General features: G+C 45.1%; 13 protein-coding genes, 1 tRNA gene and 1 pseudogene. 10 read left to right on the top strand and 5 right to left on the bottom strand.

The genetic code is table 11. The features are described 5' to 3' along the window. The 3 genes and pseudogenes from H8S88_RS08070 to H8S88_RS08060 form a co-directional block, all read left to right on the top strand. On the top strand, positions 1-1,236 hold a 1,236-nt coding region (locus H8S88_RS08070), incomplete at its 5' end, for a GBS Bsp-like repeat-containing protein (RefSeq protein ID WP_236128238.1). 381 nt (positions 1,237-1,617) lie between these two features. After that, positions 1,618-2,553 (top strand): metal ABC transporter solute-binding protein, Zn/Mn family, encoded by a 936-nt coding sequence (locus H8S88_RS08065; RefSeq protein ID WP_048689092.1) that lies wholly within the window; start codon positions 1,618-1,620, stop codon positions 2,551-2,553. A gap of 9 nt (positions 2,554-2,562) precedes the next feature. Next, positions 2,563-4,962 (top strand): annotated as a pseudogene (locus tag H8S88_RS08060) (pneumococcal-type histidine triad protein); the annotation flags it as partial. 909 nt (positions 4,963-5,871) lie between these two features. Here the strand turns inward: H8S88_RS08060 and H8S88_RS08055 are convergent. Continuing rightward, the gene (locus H8S88_RS08055) at positions 5,872-6,747 is read right to left on the bottom strand and encodes an RluA family pseudouridine synthase (RefSeq protein ID WP_236128236.1); all 876 of its coding nucleotides are present in this window, start codon (positions 6,745-6,747) and stop codon (positions 5,872-5,874) included. 184 nt (positions 6,748-6,931) lie between these two features. Between H8S88_RS08055 and pbp2a the strand changes: the two genes are divergently transcribed. Further along, on the top strand, positions 6,932-9,163 hold the full coding sequence (gene pbp2a / locus H8S88_RS08050; protein ID WP_048689084.1) for a penicillin-binding protein PBP2A: 2,232 nt from the start codon (positions 6,932-6,934) through the stop codon (positions 9,161-9,163). 328 nt (positions 9,164-9,491) lie between these two features. Here pbp2a and ypfJ read toward each other — a convergent pair whose 3' ends face one another. Beyond that, the gene (gene ypfJ / locus H8S88_RS08045) at positions 9,492-10,412 is read right to left on the bottom strand and encodes a KPN_02809 family neutral zinc metallopeptidase (RefSeq protein ID WP_125329277.1); all 921 of its coding nucleotides are present in this window, start codon (positions 10,410-10,412) and stop codon (positions 9,492-9,494) included. 126 nt (positions 10,413-10,538) lie between these two features. Between ypfJ and rpmG the strand changes: the two genes are divergently transcribed. The 3 genes from rpmG to nusG all read left to right on the top strand — a co-directional run bounded on the left by rpmG (position 10,539) and on the right by nusG (position 11,598). Further along, positions 10,539-10,691: a 50S ribosomal protein L33 gene (gene rpmG, locus H8S88_RS08040; protein ID WP_006595433.1), complete on the top strand. Its 153-nt coding sequence runs from the start codon at positions 10,539-10,541 to the stop codon at positions 10,689-10,691. Between the two features lie 9 nt (positions 10,692-10,700). After that, positions 10,701-10,877, top strand: coding sequence for a preprotein translocase subunit SecE (gene secE / locus H8S88_RS08035; protein WP_006595434.1), 177 nt, complete (start codon positions 10,701-10,703; stop codon positions 10,875-10,877). 184 nt (positions 10,878-11,061) lie between these two features. After that, positions 11,062-11,598 carry a transcription termination/antitermination protein NusG gene (nusG, locus tag H8S88_RS08030; RefSeq protein WP_006595435.1) on the top strand — a complete coding sequence of 179 codons (537 nt, stop codon included), beginning with the start codon at positions 11,062-11,064 and terminating at the stop codon, positions 11,596-11,598. 88 nt (positions 11,599-11,686) lie between these two features. Here the strand turns inward: nusG and H8S88_RS08025 are convergent, their stop codons facing one another. Both H8S88_RS08025 and H8S88_RS08020 read right to left on the bottom strand, forming a co-directional pair. Next, positions 11,687-12,406: a hypothetical protein gene (locus tag H8S88_RS08025; protein ID WP_236128235.1), complete on the bottom strand. Its 720-nt coding sequence runs from the start codon at positions 12,404-12,406 to the stop codon at positions 11,687-11,689. A gap of 121 nt (positions 12,407-12,527) precedes the next feature. Further along, a tRNA-Cys gene (locus H8S88_RS08020) sits at positions 12,528-12,598 on the bottom strand. Positions 12,599-12,911: 313 nt separating this feature from the next. Between H8S88_RS08020 and rpsB the strand changes: the two genes are divergently transcribed. Together rpsB and tsf are read left to right on the top strand one after the other, a co-directional pair. Continuing rightward, positions 12,912-13,694, top strand: a complete 783-nt coding sequence (gene rpsB / locus H8S88_RS08015) for a 30S ribosomal protein S2 (RefSeq protein WP_042507486.1) — start codon at positions 12,912-12,914, stop codon at positions 13,692-13,694. A gap of 76 nt (positions 13,695-13,770) precedes the next feature. After that, the gene (gene tsf, locus H8S88_RS08010) at positions 13,771-14,811 is read left to right on the top strand and encodes a translation elongation factor Ts (RefSeq protein ID WP_061564469.1); all 1,041 of its coding nucleotides are present in this window, start codon (positions 13,771-13,773) and stop codon (positions 14,809-14,811) included. Between the two features lie 130 nt (positions 14,812-14,941). Here the strand turns inward: tsf and H8S88_RS08005 are convergent, their stop codons facing one another. Next, positions 14,942-15,412 carry a COG2426 family protein gene (locus H8S88_RS08005; RefSeq protein ID WP_125335073.1) on the bottom strand — a complete coding sequence of 157 codons (471 nt, stop codon included), beginning with the start codon at positions 15,410-15,412 and terminating at the stop codon, positions 14,942-14,944. A gap of 271 nt (positions 15,413-15,683) precedes the next feature. On the opposite strand from H8S88_RS08005, the gene H8S88_RS08000 reads away from it, so the two are divergent. Beyond that, positions 15,684-22,466 carry an Ig-like domain-containing protein gene (locus H8S88_RS08000; protein ID WP_236128234.1) on the top strand — a complete coding sequence of 2,261 codons (6,783 nt, stop codon included), beginning with the start codon at positions 15,684-15,686 and terminating at the stop codon, positions 22,464-22,466. Positions 22,467-22,490: the final 24 nt, after the last annotated feature.

Raw genomic sequence — 22,490 nt, 5'->3', positions numbered from 1 at the left:
CACGTTCATTATATTGATCAAGAAAATAAGCGCCGTTATGTTACAGAGACTGTTGTAGAAGTTCGTCAATCTAAGCCGCAAGGGATGCTTTCGATTGAGAACAACAACTCAAGTACAGGCACCTTTGACGCAGTAGTTCGTAATGTAGTATCACCGACTGGCTTGAAAGAAGTTTTAATTCCATCATGGAGTGTAGCAGGAGGTCAGGATGATTTAATCTGGCATAAGGCCACTCGTCAAGCTGACGGTTCCTATCGAGCAACGATTAAGGCAAGTGACCACAAGAACTCAGTTGGACAGTACCAAGTTCACGTTCATTATATTGATCAAGAAAACAAGCGCCGTTATGTTACAGAGACTGTTGTAGAAGTTCAGAAATCAACTCCGACTGCTACGATTACGATTCAAAATAATAACAAGGATAATGGCACTTTCGATGTCATTATCAGTAATGTCTATAGTCCTAAAGGTGTACGTACTGTTCAAGTACCAACTTGGTCTGAGGTAAATGGTCAGGATGATTTGACTTGGTATGAAGCGACTCGTCAATCCGATGGGACTTACAAGGTAAGCGTGAAGGCTTCTGACCATAAGTTTTCGACAGGTACTTACCATGTCCATTTGTACTATATCCAGGGTGATGGTAGTCAGGTTGGTGTTGGTGGCACGACGGTGCAGGTAGAGAACCGGAACTTTGTAACTAGAAATCAGCTCTATCTGAAGCATATTTCTGCAAAAGATGCAGATGGTCAGTTAGGTCGAGTTCTAAAGGCGGCATCAAGCTTGATTGGCGTTGAGACTGGATCTCCAGAGCACCTTAAATTGGTCAGAGATTACAATAGTGTTCATCCGTTGCCAGTAGGTTATCCTGTGAAAAATACAGATGATTGGTGCGATGTGTTTGTCACAACTGTCTTCCAACGCGAAGGGCTTAGTCATTTGATTGGTCGTGAGTGTGGGGTGGAACGCCATATCCAAATCTTTAAACATCTAGGTATTTGGAATGAGAATGGGGCTTCTACACCGAAGTCAGGTGATATCATTACCTTTAACTGGGACCAAGACTCTCAACCGAATAATGGATTTGCGGATCATATTGGAATTGTTGAATACGTTGAAAATGGACTGATTCATACAATTGAAGGAAATTCCGGTTATGTTGGAACCGTAAAACGCAATGTTTACCGTATCGGACACGGGAATATCCGAGGCTTTGCTACACCACGTTATAGATAACAAGCAAGTATCTCGGCATTTTTGCCTAAGTACTTTTCTATAATAGAAAGATAACCAGCTCTGAAAGAGGGCTGGTTTTTTGTATTCTTTGCGGACTTGACAAGAGTGCTAAGTACTGGTATCCCCATCTCCTTGATTAGCTTGGTATTAGCCTTTGTACTACAAGCGGTGGAGCTTATCTCCTTAAAAAGAAGAAAAAATAAGCGCAAGGCTTGATTAATCTTGTCTAACTAATCGAGAGTATAGAAGAGGCACCTAGGGGCCTCTTTTTTGTGTGATAAAAAATACAAAAAATCCTTGACAAACTAAAAAATTAGCGTTATCATTAACTAGTTAATTAACTGTTTAATAAACCAATTAAGAAAAAGAAAGGATTTATACATGTTGGGGAGGAAACTAAGAGCCTTAGGAATTGGATTCATCTGTCTCTTGTTGCTAGTAGCTTGTGGAAGCCAGAGAAGTTCGGGAGCTGGCTCAACTAAAAAGGGTCTCAAAATTGTGACGAGTTTTTATCCTGTCTATTCTCTAGTTAAGGAAATTTCAGGCGATCGCAACGAGGTCTGGATGGTTCAGTCTGGCGCTGGGATTCATGATTACGAACCTTCGGCCAAGGAGACAGCCCAGATATATGATGCGGATGTCTTCGTCTACCATTCTCAAACACTCGAATCTTGGGCTGGACGTCTAGATCCTAGCTTGCAAGACTCGAAACTGCGGGTCATCGAAGCCAGCAAAGGAATGGAATTGGATAAGGTCGCTGGCTTAGAAGACATCGAGGATACGGAAGGGAAGGATGCTAAACACTTGTATGACCCTCATACCTGGATGGATCCACTGAAAATTGCCGAAGAAGGGAAGATCATCGCCAAAGAGTTGGGAGACATCGATCCAGAAAATAGAAGTTATTATGAGGCCAATGCCCAAAAGCTTGAAAAACGCTGTGAGGCTTTGGTGGCTAAATACCAGCCTCTCTTTGAAAAAGCGACACAAAAGACCTTCGTAACCCAGCATACAGCCTTCTCTTATCTAGCCAAGCGCTTTGGCTTGAAACAATTAGGAATCGCAGGGATCTCGCCTGAGCAGGAACCAACAGCCCGTCAATTGGCTGAGATTCAGCAGTTTGTCAAGGACTATCAAGTTCAAACCATCTTTGTTGAGAAGCATACCTCGTCCAAGGTGGCCGATAGCATTGCCAAGGCGACAGGAGCAAAAGTGAAGGTTTTGGATCCTCTCGAAGCAGATCCAGAAAATAACAAAGATTTCTTGGAGAACCTAGAAGAAAATATGGCTAGTCTAGCGAAAGAATTACAGGAGTAAGTAGAAAGAATGAAGAAAAAAGGAACAATTGGATTAGTAGCAACATTAGGTCTGGGTTTATGTGCCTATGCCTTAAGTCAGCAAGCACCAGTCAAGGAAGACAAAAAGAGTCAGAATCAGGTGCAGTATTTACAAGGAGACAAGAAAAAGTCAGCTAGCAAATCAAACAAACAGGAAGAGAGCATTGAATCCGTCAACTCGAAGGAAAAGACCCAGGCAGAGCAGATTGTGGTTAAGATTACTGACGAGGGCTTTGTGACTTCCCATGGAGATCATTTCCATTACTACAATGGCAAGGTCCCTTACGATGCGATTTTTAGTGAGGAGTTGATTTTACGGGACCCTACTTACCAACTGAAACAATCAGACATTGTCACACAGGTACGAGATGGCTATATTATCAAGAAGGATGGGACCTACTACCTTTATCTAACTGATCCGCAACATACGCTGAATGTCCGTTCAGTGGAGGAAATTGCCCAACAGAAAAAAGGAGAGCTGGTTTCAGCTTCGAAAGAGAATGCCCAAAAATCTGGGCAAACTCGTGATTTCAGCCAGCCAAGTCAGGCCTTACGTGAAGGGAAAACAGTAGCCAGTCTAACAGCAGGTGCCAAGCCAAGTCAAGGTGGCTACCGGACAGATGATGGCTATGTCTTCCATCCTGGGGATGTGATTTCTGATACCGGGGATGGCTTCATCGTGCCTCATGGTGGCCATTACCACTTTATTCCGAAGAGCGCCTTATCAGCTGGAGAATTAGCGGCTGCTTTATCTATCTTAAATGGTAGAGGGGGGGGGAATGAGGTAAAACCTGTATTGCCCCCTTCTATCCAGTTGACTGCACCGGTTAATCCGAATCAACCGATTCCAGCACCTGTCACTCCAGCGCTCTCCACTCCTCTTCCCCATCCAACAGTGACGACAGAAGGGCGAAGTCTGGAAATCCTACAGAAAGAGTTGCAGCATACCCCGCTTTCAGAGCGCCATGTTGAGTCGGATGGTTCTGTCTTTGATCCAAGCAAAATCACCAAATGGACAGAGCAAGGAGTGGTGTATCCGCATGGGGATCACTTCCATTTTATCCCTTATAGTGTGCTTTCGCCTTTAGAGCGGGAATTGGCACGCCAGTATCAAGTCCTCCGGTCTCAAACTGGGACTGTAGCGACAGAAGAAAAGCCAACTCAACCTTCAAGCCCAGACACAAAACCAGTTGATCATGACCAAGACCACGAGAAGGAGGATCCTCATCACAAGCATGACCATGAGGAACATGAAGCCGATCATGATCATCATCATGAAGGCGAACATGATCATGGTTTCCATGCAGATCAGGTCATCAGCAAGGATGACGAGGGCTATATGGTCGCTCACGGGGACCATGCCCATTACTTCTACAAGAAGGATCTCTCACCTCAAGAAATCGCAGCTGCAGAGGCAGTGCTAGCTGGTAAGAAGGAAGAGGACAAGGGCCGACCACTGACAGATGATGTGGCGACCTATTCGCGCGATGCTTCGGATGAAGAAAAAATCCAGTACATTAGTCAGACTTACGGCGTCCCTCGGGAAGCTATCAAGATTTCCAATGGTTTCTTTGTCTTTAACAATCCAGACCAAGAATACGATCCAACCCATATCCACCCTTATGCAGTTCGGAAGGAACATGTCCGGATTCCACTTGAAACAGGAAATCCTGAGCTAGACTTTATCAATGAGCTCTATGCAACAGCGCTTCGCTCTGGTATTTCCCCATATACGATGCAAATCGAGAATGGTCAGTTTGTCATTCCGCATGGGGACCATAACCACTATATCAAGGTGCGCTCAGCAGGCTTGACGGACTACTTGGCTCACCGTCTACCGACCATCCAAGCAGCTTACCAGAAAGGTGACTTGGATCAGAAAGCTGTAGAGGACAAAGTCAACCAACTCTTAGCAGAAAGTCGGACTTTATACGCTTCAGACCCTCTGCAACAAAGACGGATTGAGTTGAACTTGGGTCAATTCTTAGAAACTGTTAAAAACTTCCCAAGCAATTCAACAGCAGGCTACTTGGCAAGTCTTGAGCAAGTTGACAAGGAATATATCCATGCGACCCAGGAAGTCAAACCAAAAGAAGAAACAGCCTTGGACCGTCGCTATCAGGAATTGTTGGAACAAGTTCGCTTGTTAGATACCGAAGCCTTCCAACTCAAGAAAGAGAGCCTCGTTTCTCAGTTGCAGGAAGCCTATACAGCCAAGGATAGTCAACGATTGGAGCAAGAAGGAAAATTGCTGCAGGCCATTCAGGAGATGCAAGATCGGACCGGTGTGACTTCGGTAGACTACCTCAAGTATTTCTACCAAAGTTTAAGCGATGCGCGCTTAACACCGGAATTGCGGGCGACAGCAGCAGACCTTGCTTTGAAACTTTACCGGGCTCAGGCCTTTGAAGAAGCTTGGGACTCAAAAGCCCATTTCATGGAGCTTTACCAAGCTAAACAAGCGATTGACCAGCTACTGTCCCAAGAAAATGCTCCAACCTATCCAATTGAAAAAACAGTTCTGGATCAAAAGGGGGCAGATGCTCCATCCTATAATATAGCTGTTTACGACTTCCTCAAGGGGGTCTACGGTGATCTGGATGAAAAGACAGAGTCTCGTCAACGCTCTAATCTCTTAACAGCCCTTTTCGATCAAATCTCCACTCTTTTGCCACAAGTAGAAGAAAGCAAACGTCCTGCTTTTGAAGAACGTTTGGAACAGGTGCGCCAAGAGCCAGATGCTGACACGGCTTTGACAACTGGGAAAACTCTTTTGCGTGAAGTTGGTGAAACGATTGAACAACAAAAGCAAAAGAAAACAGAAGAACCTAAACTTGGAGACGTAGCCCTCTATCAAGAGATTTATAACCAGTTGATCGCTCTCCACCAACAATTGGTCGAAAAAGGAGCCAGTGATGCTCAGTTTGAACGCTTAGAAGCCCTCTTTGATCAACTAGCTGATCCAAAGAGCGACAAGCAAGCCTTGTTACAGGCGATTCAAGCTCTTCGAGATGATTTGCTAGCGGCTCCAGCGACAGCAGTGGCGGAAGCAGACAAAGCAGACCAAGCCCCTCAAAACCCTGCCACAAGCGATCCTAGCCTAAATAAGGAAGAAGCTTCAGATACTGCTCAGACCCCATCACCAGAGTCAGAAAAAACAGAAGCCAGTCCAGTCGCAAGTGAAGAAACGACGGACTAGGACCTATGTAGAAATAACAGAAAAACACAGAATCAATTTGATTCTGTGTTTTTTGATTATTCTGTAATCTAATAGATTAGGAGCCTCAGTCGCTTGTCTCTATGGAGAAGTCTGCTCTTTTAATCCTTTCTCAAAACTTGGTGAGAAGGCTTCGACTTGAATTTTCTCTAAGGTAAAGGGGTGGGTGAGTCGCAAGCGGTGGGCATGGAGCATGAGACGAGGAGCTCTTTCGGGATTATAGAGAGGATCCCCTACGATTGGATGGCCGTGGTGAGATAGGTGGACGCGGATCTGGTGGGTACGGCCTGTCTGGAGCTGGCAGTTGACCAAGCTGGTGCGTTTGAAAGTCTTTAAGCTGGTCACATGGGTTTCCGCATAGAGGCCCTTTCGAGGATCAACAATGCGTTTGCGTCGATCGTGGCGATCTCGTCCCAATTTGTCCTTATAAACTAACTGCTTTTTGGGTAAGCTACCTAGGATGAGGGCCCAATAGTCTCGTTGGATTTTCTTGTCTTCTAGCAGTCGATTCAGGACGGGTAAAACAAAAGGATTCTTGGCAAAGACAAGAGTCCCACTGGTTTCCTTGTCTAAGCGATGGACTACATAACAGGTCTTCCCGACATAAGTGGAGACATGATTAAGAAGGGCGATTTCATCTGGTTGATTGGCGTGCGTTTTCATGCCTTCCGGTTTGTTCACGATGATGAGGTGCTCATCTTCATAGAGGGCTTGGACCAGGCTAGCATCTCCTGCTAGGAGCTCCTTTTCTTCATAATCTTCCGGATCAAAGGTGAGGGTGAGTTGGTCTCCAGCCTCAAGCATGGATTGCCAGTGGACGATCTCTCCATTAACTTGAACATGTTTTTTAGTTCGCAAAAAATGACGAATCTTTCGTGGGATGAGAAAGTAATCTTCAAGGGCCTCTTTGACCGTCATAGCGGGCAAGGAGCTTGGTATCGTAATTGTATAGTGCATAGTGTTATTGTATCAGAAAGCGGGGGGAAAGAAAAGGCGAGAAGGAGGAAGAGAAAAGGAGGAACAAGGCACTGAAACCCGCTCTAGCGTGGACTAGATAGCAACCTTAAAGAAAGCTAAAAATCGTCTTTTCTTGCGAAGGTCTTTCTTGTCTAGACTTAAGGAAGGTGATAAAATAGGGACTATGAACAAATTAAAAGAATTAATGGAGGGAATGATTCGTCATTTCCAACGAGAAAAAAAACAAACGAAAATTGCGGAAGAGGTTGAGTTATCAACAGACGGGGAGGAGCAAGCTCCAACCTATAGCCGCTCGGACAAGTTACGGAGAAAATCTCGCTCCCAACATCCGATCAGACGTTTTTGGCGCAAGTATCACTTGACCAAGATCTTCCTACTGATTGGCCTGACCTTTAGTCTCGTCGTCGGAGGTTATCTTTTCTACATAGCCAAGACGACCAATGTAGCAGATCTGCAAAATGCCCTCAAGGCAACCACGATCATCTATGATAAAGATGGGAACCAAGCAGGTAGCCTAACGGGGCAAAAAGGGACCTACGTTGAGTTAGATGCCATTAGCGAAAACTTGCAAAATGCGGTTGTTGCGACGGAAGACCGGAGTTTCTACAAAAATAGTGGGATTAACTATGGTCGTTTCTTCCTGGCGATTTTGACTGCCGGTCGCTCAGGTGGGGGATCGACGATCACCCAACAGTTGGCAAAAAATGCCTATCTTTCTCAGGATCAGACGGTTGAGCGGAAGGCTAAGGAGTTTTTCCTAGCCCTCGAGATTAACAAAAAGTATAGTAAGAAAGAAATCTTGACCATGTACCTCAACAATGCCTATTTTGGAAATGGGATTTGGGGGATTGAAGATGCTTCTAAGAAGTATTTCGGTGTATCCGCTAGTGAGTTGACTCTGGATCAGTCAGCTGTCCTTGCCGGTATGCTCAAGGGGCCAGAAATTTATAACCCCCTTTATTCAGTCGAGAACGCAACCAATCGTCGCAATACGGTCCTACAAAATATGGTCGCAGCTGGTTATATCGACCAAGCCACAGCAGATCAATCCGCCGCAGTCGACATTCATGGACAACTGGTGGATGCCTATGAAGGCAAGTCAGAAGATTATCGCTACCCGTCCTATTTCGATGCGGTTATCAACGAGGCTATCAACGAATATGGTCTAACAGAAGAAGATATCATCAAGAATGGTTACCGGATCTACACAGAGATGGACCAGAATTACCAAGCCAGCATGCAAGTCATCTACGACAATGTAGATCTCTTCCCAGTTGCTGAAGATGGCACGCGAGCAGAATCTGGTAGCGTAGCTCTGGATCCTAAGACTGGAGGAGTGCGGGCTATTGTCGGACGCGTGGCCAGTGACCAAGGTGCTGGCTTCAGAAGCTACAACTATGCGACTCAATCTGCGAGAAGTCCTGGTTCTACCATTAAACCTCTCGTCGTTTATAGTCCAGCTGTTGCCAACGGCTGGTCAACCAATAAAGAATTGGACAATGCGACCAAGGTCTACGGCGGTTATACAGTTGATAACTATGGTGGCATCCAAGGTAGTCCGACCGTTCCAATGTACCAAGCCTTGGCAGAATCTCTCAACCTGCCAGCTGTAGCGACAGCCAATGAGTTGGGACTCAATACTGTCTTTGATTATGGTAAAAAATTTGGTCTCAACATGGACAATGTGGACAAATCTCTCGGAGTAGCCCTGGGATCAGGCGTGACGACCAACCCTCTTCAAATGGCTCAGGCCTATGGAACTTTTGCCAACGATGGAGTGATGAATGATGCCCATCTGATTACCAAGATTGAAAATGCCAGCGGTCAGGTCGTGAAAAGCCACAGTCAAAAATCGAAACGAGTGCTCAGTAGCTCAGCCAATAAGAAGATGACCAATATGATGTTGGGAACCTTTACCAACGGAACGGGTGTCAACGCAGCACCATATGGCTACACCATGGCTGGTAAAACAGGAACGACTGAAACAGACTTCAACCCAGATCTCTCTGGTGACCAGTGGGTCATTGGCTACACGCCAGATGTGGTCATTAGTCAGTGGCTAGGTTTCCCTAAGACGGATGAAACCCACTATTTGACAGGGACCAGTGCAGAGACAGCCTCAGTGATCTTCCGAAATGTAGCCAATAGCGTCCTTCCTTATACAGAAGGAACTAGCTTTGACAATGAGGAAAATTCTTACCAGGAAAATGGCATTGCCCCTGTCGGTCAAGAAACAGAAACTGAGAGTCCAGAAGAGGACAAGGGCTTCTTTGATACTGTTAAAGAACGCGCTGCAGGTATCGTAGACGATGCCAAAAAAGCCATCGATGAAGCAGATATTCCTGGAAAAGCACAAAATGCCTGGGATACTTTCAAAGGTTGGTTTGGATTCTAAAAAATAGATGCTCAAAAGATGGGAAGGTTCTTTCCATTCAAAGTCTTCTTAGAAACTTTCCTTAGGTGAGTACGGACGTCAGCGAACTTCGAAGAAGTTCCATGACTAATTATTGAGCCTAAGGTCTCAATAATTCCGAGTGCTTGAAACGTAATGTTTCAAGCACTTTTCTCACGACGGAAAGTTTCAAGATAGAGTTGAACAACTCCATAAAAAAGAAAACATATTTATTGAATACCCCCAGCCATTATAAAGCTTAGATCACTGTAGATAGGATGCTAAAAAAGCCTTCAGATGATGATCTGAAAGGCTTTTGTTTTTAGTTTCATTACAAGTCTTCGTCGGAGACGCTGAAGGTATCTCCGTGTTCAAAGTCACCGTATTGGTAGCCCCGTTTGAACCAGCGCATGCGTTGTTCAGACGTCCCGTGGGTGAAGCTATCAGGGACGGAATAACCATAGGCTTGTTCTTGAAGGGTATCATCTCCCACGGCGTGTGCAGCGTTGAGCGCTTCTTCGATATCTCCTGTCTCCATGAGGCCTTGCTCTTCAATGTAGCGAGCCCACATCCCCGCATAGTAGTCAGCTTGAAGTTCCAAACGGACATTGAGGGCATTTTTTTCTGTCTCGCTTTTCCCTCGGATGGCTTGCTGGTAACTCTGAAGAGTCCCCAATTCGTTTTGGATATGGTGGCCGACTTCGTGAGCGATGACATAAGCCATGGCAAAATCTCCGCTAGCCTTGTATTTGGTGGTCAACTCTTTGTAGAAGCTGATGTCTAAATAGATCTTTTGGTCTGTCGGACAATAGAAGGGACCTGCAGATGCTTGACCTACACCACAGCCAGTACGAGTTTGGCCGGTATAAAAAACCAGGGTTGGCTTGTGATAGGTCCGCCCGTCTTTTTGGAAGGTTTGCCCCCAGAAATCCTCAGTGGTTCCAAGGACTTGACTGACGAATTTGCTATCTCCGTCACTCACCTGGGTATTACTTTGGCGCGTGACTTGTCCTGAGTTGTAGTTCTGTGTGGTCTGACCCTGGTCAAAGAGCCCGCTCAATCCAGCTCCCCCGCTCAAAAAGATGAGAACGAGGATTAAGATTAATTTGCTCTTAAAGCTTCCAGGCGAGAGGAGGATCTGTAAAATACCACCCCCTAAATTCCCACCAGACCGGCCAGATGAGTAGCTCCCGCCACTTTGCCCGCGACGGTCTTCAATGTTTTTACTTTCCTTCAGATGATCGCTTTTCATAATTTCTCCTTTATCCTCTATATTGTATCAAATCATAGAGAAAAGCCAAATAAAATGCGCTCCCTTAGAGTAGAAGAGCTTGTCAAATAGTGGAAAACTTGCTATAATAGTGTGAATGGAGGCGTTATGGCATTAAAAAAAGCAAGTCTAGCGTGTACGGTTTGTGGGTCACGCAACTACTCAATCAAGTTGAGTGCGACGCCAAAACCAAAACGTCTAGAAGTTAATAAGTTTTGTAAACATTGTAGTAAATATACAATTCATAAAGAAACCAGATAGGAGAATGTTGTGAAATTTTTTAAAGATATTTTTGTCTTGCTTAAAAACACGACTTGGCCAAATCGCAAGGAAAGATGGAAAAATTTTATCTCAGTGATTGAGTACACCGCTTTTTTTGTAGCTTTGATTTATTTGTTTGACCAAGTAGTGGCTAAAGGTATTTTAAAGCTAATCGATATGTTCTAAAAAAGAAACAAATCTGCGTCCCATGTGGATGCTTTTTTCTTGGCTTGGTGAAGAAAAACAAGAGAAACTTCTTTGCTTTCTCTGGTTTTATGTTATAATGGAGCTAGGAAAACAAGAGCCAGAAGGCTTTTTTTAGTATCGTGATGAAACGATCACCTTTTGGTATATAAGAAAGGAAATAAAAATGGATAGTTTTGACAAAGGCTGGTTTGTCCTACAGACCTACTCAGGATATGAAAACAAAGTGAAGGAAAACCTTCTTCAACGCGCACAAACATATAACATGTTGGAAAACATCTTGCGTGTGGAAATCCCTACTCAAACTGTGCAAATCGAGAAGAACGGGAAGACAAAAGAAATCGAAGAAAATCGCTTCCCTGGCTATGTCTTGGTAGAAATGGTCATGACCGATGAAGCTTGGTTTGTCGTTCGGAACACACCAAACGTTACTGGATTTGTGGGATCACACGGGAACCGTTCAAAACCAACTCCACTTTTGGAAGACGAAATCCGTAACATCTTGATTTCGATGGGACAAACAGTTCAAGATTTCAATATTGATGTGAAGGTGGGAGATACTGTACGCATTATCGATGGGGCCTTTGCAGATTACACTGGTAAGATCACAGAAATCGATAACAACAAGGTGAAAATGATTATCACCATGTTTGGAAATGACACTGTGGCAGAAGTCAACCTCAATCAAATTGCAGAATTGTAATAGAGGAAAAAAGGGGCCTTCCTTTTGATTCAAAGAAATCCTCCAAGACGCTGGTCTTGGAGGATTTGTGTTTGTTGAGAAGGGTTTCTTATGCAGGTTCAGAGACTTGGAAGACTGTTTCTTTGTCAAAACCGACAGAGTAGTCTTTCCCGTCTTCCCCTTTCCAAGTAAAGATAGTCGCGTAGCCAAAGACGAAAACAGTTTCTGGACGGCCGTGTTTTTCAATGACTTCTTTAGCCGTCATTCCAGGTTGAATATCCTTGAGATTCGTAACCTTTTTAGAGTTAGGCAAGGTGGCAATTTTGTTAGTGGCTTGACCTTTTTCATTAAAATCAATCAAGATAGCAGAGCCATCTCCATGCCAGTAACCATCATTACCAGAAGAGGAATCAGTAGGACCTAACTTGCTGATCGCTTCACCTTTTGTAGTAGGCGCAAGGGCTTCATTACCAACGAGGATTTCAACTTTAATTTCTTTGAAGGCAGCCCATTTTGGCATTTCAGGGATATCCCCGATAGCTTCCAGTGACTCTCCTTGGTCCATCAAGCTCATTGTATAGTTAGGATCCTCGCGCGTGTTAGAGTCTGAAGAGCTATAAGAATCATCCTTATTGAAGCCTGATGAAAAATCCTTTTTGCTGGTTGACTTTTTAGAATATGAGCTTCTAGAGCTCTTAGAGCTTTTAGAGGTTTTTTTAGAACTGCTCACAAGAGGTTTTCTTTGGTCAGTCTCTGGTGCAGCCGGTTGGCAAGCAGTCAGCATGGCCAAAGAGAGGATGCTGAGAGCATATAGGGTAACTTTTTTCATAATCATCTTTTCCTTTCATGAGTGGAGAATAGAATCACTCGCAAAGGAGCGATGGTGCAGTCCAATCAAGTGATGGTATTAAAAAAAGCCCATTGCTGGGCTCATTGATAGTTGTTTGTGAAGGCGGTAGACGGATTTGAACCGACGATCAAGCTTTTGCAGAGCCGTGCCTTACCACTTGGCTATACCGCCACAACATATTCTATTTTATCTTAAAAATCAGATAAGGTCAAGAAAAAATTTCGGACAAAAGGCTTATGAAAGGGAAAGAATGAGAATCGTGCAGAAAAAAAGAGAAGAAGGAGGGAGAGCCCTGAAGAAAAGCAGGAAAGTCTAGGAATTTCTATCAAATGACTTGCAAAAAGCTTCTAAATCTGCTATACTGATAAAGTTGCGTAAAGCAATAAATACTCATCCCGGAACCATTGTGGCACCGTTGCCCTTGTGGTCGTGTTGCAAGCTGACGTCTGGGAGAGGAGAAAAAAACAAAAAGGAGAATTTACTCATGGCAGTAATTTCAATGAAACAACTTCTTGAGGCTGGTGTACACTTTGGTCACCAAACTCGTCGCTGGAACCCTAAGATGGCTAAGTACATCTTCACTGAGCGTAACGGAATCCACGTTATCGACTTGCAACAAACTGTAAAATACGCTGACCAAGCATATGACTTTATGCGTGATGCTGCTGCAAACGACGCAGTTGTATTGTTTGTTGGTACTAAGAAACAAGCTGCTGAAGCTGTTGCTGAAGAAGCTGTTCGTTCAGGTCAATACTACATCAACCACCGTTGGTTGGGTGGAACCCTTACTAACTGGGGAACAATCCAAAAACGTATCGCTCGTTTGAAAGAAATCAAACGCATGGAAGAAGAAGGAATCTTCGACGTTCTTCCTAAGAAAGAAGTTGCACTTCTTAACAAACAACGCGCTCGTCTTGAAAAATTCTTGGGTGGTATCGAAGATATGCCTCGTATCCCAGATGTAATGTACGTTGTTGACCCACACAAAGAGCAAATCGCTGTTAAAGAAGCTAAGAAATTGGGTATCCCAGTTGTAGCGATGGTCGACACAAACACTGACCCAGACGATATCGATGTAATCATCCCAGCTAACGATGATGCTATCCGCGCTGTTAAATTGATCACTGCGAAAATGGCTGATGCTGTTATCGAAGGACGTCAAGGTGAAGATGCAGTTGCATCAGTTGAAGCTGAATTGGCAGCAACTGAAACTCAAGCAGATTCAATCGAAGAAATCGTTGAAGTTGTAGAAGGCGACAACGCTTAATTCATAATCGTAATTACCTAGGAGGGCGGGGCTTAGCCCGGCTCTCCTATTTTTAAAAAAATATAGGAGAATCAAAATGGCAGAAATTACAGCTAAACTTGTTAAAGAGTTGCGTGAAAAATCTGGTGCAGGTGTCATGGACGCTAAGAAAGCCTTGGTTGAGGTTGAAGGTGACATCGAAAAAGCAATCGAATTGCTTCGCGAAAAAGGTATGGCTAAGGCAGCTAAGAAAGCTGACCGTGTTGCCGCTGAAGGTTTGACTGGTGTTTATGTGAACGGTAACGTTGCAGCAGTAGTTGAAGTAAATGCTGAAACTGACTTCGTTGCGAAAAACGCTCAATTCGTTGAATTGGTAAACGCAACAGCGAAAGTCATCGCTGAAGGTAAACCAGCTAACAACGAAGAAGCTCTTGCTTTGACAATGCCTTCAGGTGAAACTCTTGAAGCAGCATACGTATCTGCAACTGCTACAATCGGAGAAAAAATCTCATTCCGTCGTTTTGCTTTGCTTGAAAAAACAGATGCACAACACTTCGGTGCTTACCAACACAACGGTGGACGTATCGGTGTTATCTCTGTTGTCGAAGGTGGAGACGAAGCACTTGCTAAACAAGTCTCAATGCACATCGCTGCAATGAAACCAACTGTTCTTTCATACAAAGAATTGGATGAGCAATTCGTGAAAGATGAGTTGGCACAATTGAACCACGTGATCGACCAAGACAACGAAAGCCGTGCAATGGTTGGTAAACCAGCTCTTCCACACTTGAAGTATGGTTCTAAAGCTCAATTGACTGACGAAGTGGTTGCTCAAGCTGAAGAAGATATCAAAGCAGAATTGGCAGCAGAAGGTAAACCAGAAAAAATCTGGGATAAAATCATTCCAGGTAAAATGGATCGCTTCTTCTTGGACAACACAAAAGTTGACCAAGCCTACACTCTTCTTGCACAAGTTTACATCATGGATGACAGCAAGACAGTGGAAGCTTACCTTGAATCAGTAAATGCTTCAGTTGTTGAATTCGTTCGCTTTGAAGTTGGTGAAGGTATTGAAAAAGCTTCAAATGACTTTGAAGCAGAAGTTGCAGCTACAATGGCAGCAGCTCTTAACAACTAAGAATAAAAAAATAAGAGGTTTCGATGGAAACCTCTTTTTTGCAAGATAAAGTCATCTAGCTATTTTTTATAAAAAATAGTTTGTCTATATTCTAAAAGGACTGAAACAGCTGTTTCAGTCCTTTTTGTGATTAATGCGCAAAGGTATCTAGTCCAAAGAGGAGCGAGAGAGAGCCCATGATGAGACCTGCTAGGACAACTCCCAGCATAACAGCAAGGACGCTCCGTTTGAAGTCCCAGTCTAGAATAGAGGCGGCGAGGGTTCCAGTCCAGGCTCCAGTTCCTGGTAAGGGAATACCGACGAATAGGAGTAGGGCCCAAAAGATTCCCTTATCCCCTGCAGCTTCTTCTAGTTTTTGTCCTCCACGATGGCCTTTGTTGAGACACCAGGTAAAGAAATTCCCGATAACAGGCTTATCTTTCCCCCATTCCAGGATATGGCGAGCGAAAAAGAAGATAATAGGGACAGGAAGCATGTTGCCAATGACCCCAATCAGGAGAGCTTGCCAAAGAGGAATTCCACTAGATATGGCGTAGGGAACGGCTCCACGAAGTTCTACCAGAGGAATCATGGCGATTAAAAAAGTAATAATGTAGTTCATGTGTTATCCTTTCAATTCATCCTTTCCATTCTACCTTATCTTATATAAATTCACAACTATTCAAGTTAAAAATCTAGTATTTCAGAATTAAAAAACGAAGAATATTATCTATTCTCTACAAATTATAGTTCTTTTTGATCAAACTAAAGACTGTCCATTACATCCCTTGTTTAACCTTTATTATTTGGTATAGTTATAATGTGAGATTCGGTACAATTTTCAAAAGTATTGAAAGCGCTTACTATATTAATTGTTTAAATGGAGGTTAAATATGGGAAAGTCTTTTTTTGAAAAGCGCAGTGTATTTAGTATTCGCAAGCTCGCGGTTGGAGCTTGTTCTGTATTAATCGGTGTATCTTTTTTTGGAGCTCCATCTGTCTTAGCTGAAGAAGAAGGAAGAGCTGTAACAGAAGAGGAGATGACAGCCACAAGGGAAGCGTCAGAGGTGACGAATGGAGAAGTTGGGACAAGTGATAAAGCTTCAACAACCTTAGAGGCACCTGCTGTGATTACTACTGAAAGAAATGAGAGCGAAATCGAAAAGCCACAGGTGGAACCTCAAACAAGTGAACGTTCTGCTGGGGCTACTGAAGAGGCTGCGAAGGATCAAAAACAAGTAGCGGAGGACATGGTGCAAGATCGCGAACGAGATTTTAACAAGGACTGGTATTTCAAGTTAAATGCAGCTCCTGGTGCAGAAGGTCGCCAGGTGGATGTCAAAAACTGGAAAAAATTAGATTTGCCACATGATTGGTCAATCTTCTTTGACTTCGATCACAATTCTCCGGCTCAAAATGAAGGGGGACAATTAAACGGTGGGGATGCTTGGTATCGCAAGACCTTCCGTTTGGATGACAAAGATCTAGATAAGAAAGTCCGCTTGGAATTTGGTGGAGTTTACATGGATTCGAAAGTCTATGTAAACGGACAATTCGTGGGTCATTATCCAAATGGCTACAATGCCTTTTCTTATGATATTACCCCTTATTTGAATGCGGATGGAAGTGAAAACACCATCGCGGTTCATGTGGTCAACCAACAGCCAAGTAGTCGTTGGTATTCTGGAAGTGGGATTTATCGTGATGTCAAACTCAGTGTGACGGATAAGGTCCATGTAGCTAAGTATGGGACCACCATCACGAGTCCAAAATTAGAAGAACAACAGAATGGGGCAGTCGATACTCTTGTGAAGAGTCGTATTGTCAACCAAGATGATCAAGCCCACAGTATTTATGCGGAATACGAAATCGTCGATCAAAATGGTCAAGTGGTCAGTGAAAAGGTGCGCAGTGAAGTGCAATCCGTTTTGGCTGGTCAAGAGATCAACCTTTCTCATACCCTTCATGTTGAAAAACCGACCCTCTGGGATGTCAAAACCAATAACCCAGCCCTTTATACTCTGTATACACGGGTCTATCGGGATTCGCAATTGGTCGATGTGCAAAAGGAACGCTTTGGTTATCGCTATCTCAACTGGACACCGGAAGGTGGCTTCTTCCTTAACGGAGTGGCTACGAAATTCCACGGTGTTTCCCTTCACCATGACCATGGGGCCCTCGGAGCTGAGGAAAATTACAAGGCTGAATACCGCCGTCTCAAACAGATGAAGGACATGGGGGTCAATGCCATCCGGACGACCCACAACCCAGCGAGTGAACAAACCCTGCAAATTGCGGCTGAGTTGGGCTTGATGGTCCAAGAAGAAGCCTTTGATACCTGGTATGGTGGCAAGAAGCAATACGATTACGGTCGATTCTTTGAAAAGGATGCAACGCATCCAGAAGCTCGAAAAGGGGATAAGTGGTCTGACTATGACCTTCGGACCATGGTAGAGCGAGGCAAGAACAATCCTTCTATTGTGATGTGGTCAATCGGTAATGAAGTCGGTGAAGCAGATGGATCTGATAAGTCTGTCGCAACCGTTCGTCGTCTGGTCAAGACCATCAAGGAAGTGGATGCAACTCGCTATGTCACCATGGGAGCTGATAAATTCCGCTTTGGTGATGGATCAGGAGGGCATGAAAAGGTAGCGGCAGAGCTCGATGCGGTTGGATTTAACTATTCAGAGGCCAACTATGAAAGTCTACGAGCTAAACATCCAAACTGGCTCATTTATGGTTCTGAAACCTCTTCTGCAACGCGGACACGGGGCTCTTACTATCATCCTGAAAGAGAATGGGTCGGAAGCAACCAAGAAGACCGCCACTATGAACAATCAGACTACGGCAATGACCGGGTTGGTTGGGGTCGGACAGCGACAGCCTCTTGGACCTTTGACCGCGATCATGCCGGCTATGCAGGTCAATTTATCTGGACAGGTACCGACTATATCGGTGAGCCAACACCATGGCACAACCAAAATGACACACCTGTGAAAAGTTCTTATTTCGGTATCGTGGATACTGCCGGCCTTCCAAAGAATGATTTTTACCTTTACCAAAGTCAATGGTTGTCAGCTGAGAAACATCCAATGGTCCATCTCTTACCACATTGGAACTGGGAAAATCCAGAATTGGCCAATCGTGTCATGGATGAAGAAGGTCGGATCCCTGTTCGTTCCTTCTCTAATGCCCACAGTGTGGAATTGATTGTCAATGGGGAATCACAAGGGGTCAAGACCTTTACCAAGAAGACCACAGCAGATGGCCGGACCTACCAAGAAGGGGCAAATCCGAATGAACTCTATCTAGAGTGGTTGGTTCCTTATGTACCAGGTAAAGTAGAAGCTATTGCGCGCAACGAAGCAGGCGAAGTAATCGCACGTGATCAGATCGAGACAGCTGGGAAGCCAGCCGGTGTTCGCCTGCTGAAAGAAGAACACGCCATTGCGGCAGACGGTAAAGATTTGACCTATATTACCTATGAAATCGTCGATGAAGCAGGTCGTGTCGTACCAACTGCCAATAATTTGGTGCATTTCCATTTGCATGGCCAAGGCCAAATTGTCGGTGTCGACAACGGGGAACAAGCTAGCCGGGAACGCTACAAAGCGCAGGAAGATGGCTCATGGCAACGTCGGGCCTTTAACGGCAAAGGGGTTGTCATTGTCAAATCGACTGAGCAAGCAGGTGCCTTTACCCTGTACGCAGACTCAGACCGCTTGCAGTCAGACCAAGTCAGCCTCTTTACAGGTAAGAAGGACCAAGCAGAACGCACTGTATTAGGTGTGGAACCTGTTCGACAAAGTGCTTATCTAGGAGAAAATCCAACCTTGCCAAGTAAGGTCAATGTAGTCTATAGTGATGGCAAGGCCCAAGAAGAAGCCGTTGAATGGGATGCAGCAGACTATAGTCGTGCTGGCCAAGTCCGTGTGACAGGTCATGTTCAAGGACGGACGGTCGAAGCTCTGGTCGATGTGATCGGTGTGGAGCAAGTCCTTCCAGTTATCAAACAAATCCCACAGGGAGCAGACCTAGCGATAGTGGATAAGACTGTGCAATTGGTCTTCACAGATGGCCGGACAGTTAGCTATGAAGTTGATCAATGGACCTTGGAAGCTGGTCAAGAAGATCAGTTGTCCACACCAGGTGCTCGCTTGAAAGCGACAGGACACCTAGGCAATGGGGAAACCGTCCAAGCGACTCTAGTGGTTGCAGGTGGAACAGTCAGCAAGGCTAAGAAACCAACCGTGCAACTAGATGGAGTAGCCCTTCCAAAATTTGGTAGTGGCAACCATACTATTTTCCGTTCCCTCGCTTATGGGCAAGAGCCAGGTCAAGTCACAGCAAGTGCAGAAAATGCTCAAGTGACGGTCCTACAAGCTAATCGTGAAAATGGTTTGAAGGCTCAAATCTATGTGACTGCTAAGGATACGGGAGCTGTACAGACCTATGTGGTCCAATTCCAAGAAGAAAGTCCACAGATCCAGCGCCTAGAATTGCGTCTGCCAGAAGGACAGGAACTCAAGGAAGACCAAACGGTACCACTTGAAGTCATTGCCCATTACCAAGATGGTAGCCAGGCAAGTCTCCAAGCAGATCAAATCGATGTGAAGACAAGAGCTGGTAGTCAAGGAAAAGCGGTCGCAAGCAAGAAAGGTTTGGAACTACGAGAAGCAGGATTGGTTCATTTACAAGCTAGCTTCCAAGGAAAAACAGGGGAATTAACCTTTACCATCACGCCAAATCCAGAAGAAAAGACAGTTGTCAAGGTGCGTCCTGTACGGATCAGCACCGATCGAAACGTTTTGCCAGCTCTTCCAGAGACCGTCTTGGTCGAGTATGACAAGGGATTCCCGAAAGAAAAACGTGTGACCTGGGATGCCGTGACAGCGGATCAAGTCAAGGATTATCATAGCTTTACAGTCACAGGTCATGTAGAGGGTGTGGAAAAAGAAGCCCAAGCTCAAGTCACCGTTGAAGGCATTATCGCTGTAGAAGAAGTCAGCACGACAACGCCAGTCGGTGAAAAACCAGCCCTTCCAGAAAGCGTACGGACCTATCACTCCAATGGCAAGACCTATGCTGCGAAAGTGGCCTGGGATGCGGTCGATCCGCAACTCTTGGCCCAAGAAGGAGAAGTTGTCCTCTCCGGTCGTGTAGAAGGAACAGATCTTCCAACCCGTCTTCATATTCGTGTTTCCGCAAACACAGTCAAGGGAGCCAATGTAGCAGAGCAATGGACAGGATCTGTCTTGCCACTCGCTTTTGCAAGTGACTCTAACGATGCGGATCCAGTTGCTAAGGTCAATGACAAGGTCATCTCCTTTACCGATGCTCCAGCTAACCGTTGGACCAACTGGGGCCGTGACAATGCGGAAGATTCGGTTGGAATCTTGTTTGGGGACTCTGGTATCTTGACCAAGCGTGCAGTGGACAACCTCCATGTTGGTTTCCATGAAGACCACGGCGTTGGGGCTCCAAGTGAATACGTGATTGAGTACTATACAGGGGAGCAAATCCCAACAGTTCCAAGCAATCCAAATCGCGTCAAAGACGAAACAGACCATCCATTTAACAATCCAGCCAACTGGAAAGAAGTCAGCAACCTAACCGTTGAAGAACCGGTAGCAGCTGGCAAGATGAATCATTTCAGTTTTGATAAAGTCGACACCTATGCTGTTCGTATCCGCATGAAGACACCAGAAGGCAAACGTGGAAGCTCTATTTCAGAGATTCAGGTATTTGCCAATAAGGTTGCGGCAGAAGAAAAGAGCCAGGTGACCATTCGTGTCAACGGTGAGGTTTTACCAGGAGTTAATCCAAGTGTGACCGATTACTACATCGATGCGCGTGATCGGGCTTATCCACAAGTGGAAGCGACAGCTAGCCATCACGGTCTTGCAACGGTTGTGCCAAGCGTCCATGAAGGTGAGCCAATCCGTGTCGTCCATAAAGCGGAAGATGGTACTATCTTACAAGAATACCGCCTCCATCTCACAAGTGATGCAGAAAAACTGAAACAAGCTACCCCAGTAGCAGTAGAAGCAGGCAGACGTTTTGTGAAAGTCGGTCAAGATCTGGTTCTAGCATCTACAGTAGGTGTCTACTTCAAAGGGGACACAGGTTACGAACGCAAGGAACTTACGGTGGACTGGCAGGCTATCCCAGCTGATGCACTTTCTCATGAAGGCATCTTTACGTTAGAAGGAAAGGTCCTCGGTTATGATCTGACAGCTCAGCTGACCGTCCGGGTGTCCGAAAAGACAGGAGAAATCCTGTCTGTGAACCGTGACTACAATGCAGAGGATACCAGAGCATTTGCTAGTGAAACCAACGATCTCGATCCAAATCAAATCGACTATATCGATTACATCAATGATGGTGGCTACAACGAGTACTACCGTTGGACCAACTGGAAGAGAGAGCCGGATCAAACCGAAGTGTTTGCTGGTCTCATCTTCAAGAAAAATGGTCAAGTAACAGAGCGCTTAGTCAATAAAGTAGCGGTCGACTTCTTTGCAGATCAGGAAACAGGTCTGCCAACGAAAACGGTTCTTGAACGCTATATTGGTCCAGACTTTGATGTTCCGGATGATTATGGCAATCTGAAGAATCTTCCAGATCATCCATTTAACCAAGCCTCAAACTGGGAAGAAATCCCGTATAGCTTGGATTATGCCTTTGAGCCTGGTTATATCTCTAACCTCAGCTTCAACGAAACCAGAACCAAAGCCATCCGTTTAAGAATGGTCCGTGATGAAAGTCTTAAAGGAATCGGAATCATTGAATTGAGCGCCTATGCTCCAACAGAAGATGCTCAGGCAACAACAGACGTCACCATCCAAGTGAATGGCAAAGACCTAGAAGGTTTTAAACCAGATGTGACAGATTATCATCTAGAGTATGAGGGAGAACGTCCAATCGTTTCAGCACAAGGCAAGAATGGAACAGCCGTTACGGTCGTGGATGCTAAAAGTGCCAATGCCCCGGTTCTTGTCAAGGTTGTCTCAGAAGATGGCAAGCTCGAAAAAGTATATCAACTTTCTCTATCCGCAAAAACACCTACAGGAACCGCTATTCCTGAAGATGGTGTGAAGAATTTGGTCCATATCAAACCAGAGTTGGTGATTGAGCCAGAAGAGATGGACTTTGAACGCTTAGAACGTCCAAATGCGGATCTTCCAAAAGGTGAGAAACGTGTGGTTCAAGAAGGTCAAAAAGGCCGCAAATTGAGCTTGGTGGAAGTCTCTCAAGAAAATGGTGTGGAAAGCCGGAAGCAACTAGATGCCTTTGTAGAGCTAGATCCAGTGGCAGAAATCACAGAGGTGGGCACGAAAGAAGTGCTTCCAGACACTCCACAACCAGAGCCACAGCCAGAACCGCTTCCGAACCCAGAACGTCCTCATGGCTCAGAAGGACCAGTAGCTACCCCAACTCCTCAAGCATCTCTTGAGGTCAAAGCAGTGCGTCAGGAAGGGACAGATGCAGCAGGGAAGGAAGTCGAGAAAACAGCTCAAACACCAGCAGTTTCAGTTGCTCCAGTTTCCGAAGGTACATTACCAAATACAGGAACGGAAGAAAGCGTCACAAGCCTCGTTGCTGGAATCCTAGCGGCAGGCCTTGCCGGTGCTGTACTGGATGATAAGAAAAAAAGAGCTGATAAGGCCAAGTAAGATAGCTGGATAGCCAGCAACTAT

It is taken from the genome of Streptococcus sp. GS001 (assembly GCF_021595565.1).
GTDB classification, from domain to species: Bacteria; Bacillota; Bacilli; order Lactobacillales; family Streptococcaceae; genus Streptococcus; species Streptococcus xiaochunlingii.
The sequence above is the reverse complement of the archived record's forward strand: the minus strand, read 5'-3'. Positions and strand labels throughout refer to the sequence as shown.

Bases quoted from the DNA above. Each gene is read 5' to 3' on its own strand.
- H8S88_RS08065 (WP_048689092.1), top strand. From the start codon at position 1,618: ATGTTGGGGAGGAAACTAAGAGCCTTAGGAATTGGATTCATCTGTCTC.
- H8S88_RS08055 (WP_236128236.1), bottom strand. From the start codon at position 6,747: ATGCACTATACAATTACGATACCAAGCTCCTTGCCCGCTATGACGGTC.
- pbp2a (WP_048689084.1), top strand. From the start codon at position 6,932: ATGAACAAATTAAAAGAATTAATGGAGGGAATGATTCGTCATTTCCAA.
- ypfJ (WP_125329277.1), bottom strand. From the start codon at position 10,412: ATGAAAAGCGATCATCTGAAGGAAAGTAAAAACATTGAAGACCGTCGC.
- rpmG (WP_006595433.1), top strand. From the start codon at position 10,539: ATGGCATTAAAAAAAGCAAGTCTAGCGTGTACGGTTTGTGGGTCACGC.
- nusG (WP_006595435.1), top strand. From the start codon at position 11,062: ATGGATAGTTTTGACAAAGGCTGGTTTGTCCTACAGACCTACTCAGGA.
- H8S88_RS08025 (WP_236128235.1), bottom strand. From the start codon at position 12,406: ATGAAAAAAGTTACCCTATATGCTCTCAGCATCCTCTCTTTGGCCATG.
- rpsB (WP_042507486.1), top strand. From the start codon at position 12,912: ATGGCAGTAATTTCAATGAAACAACTTCTTGAGGCTGGTGTACACTTT.
- tsf (WP_061564469.1), top strand. From the start codon at position 13,771: ATGGCAGAAATTACAGCTAAACTTGTTAAAGAGTTGCGTGAAAAATCT.
- H8S88_RS08005 (WP_125335073.1), bottom strand. From the start codon at position 15,412: ATGAACTACATTATTACTTTTTTAATCGCCATGATTCCTCTGGTAGAA.
- H8S88_RS08000 (WP_236128234.1), top strand. From the start codon at position 15,684: ATGGGAAAGTCTTTTTTTGAAAAGCGCAGTGTATTTAGTATTCGCAAG.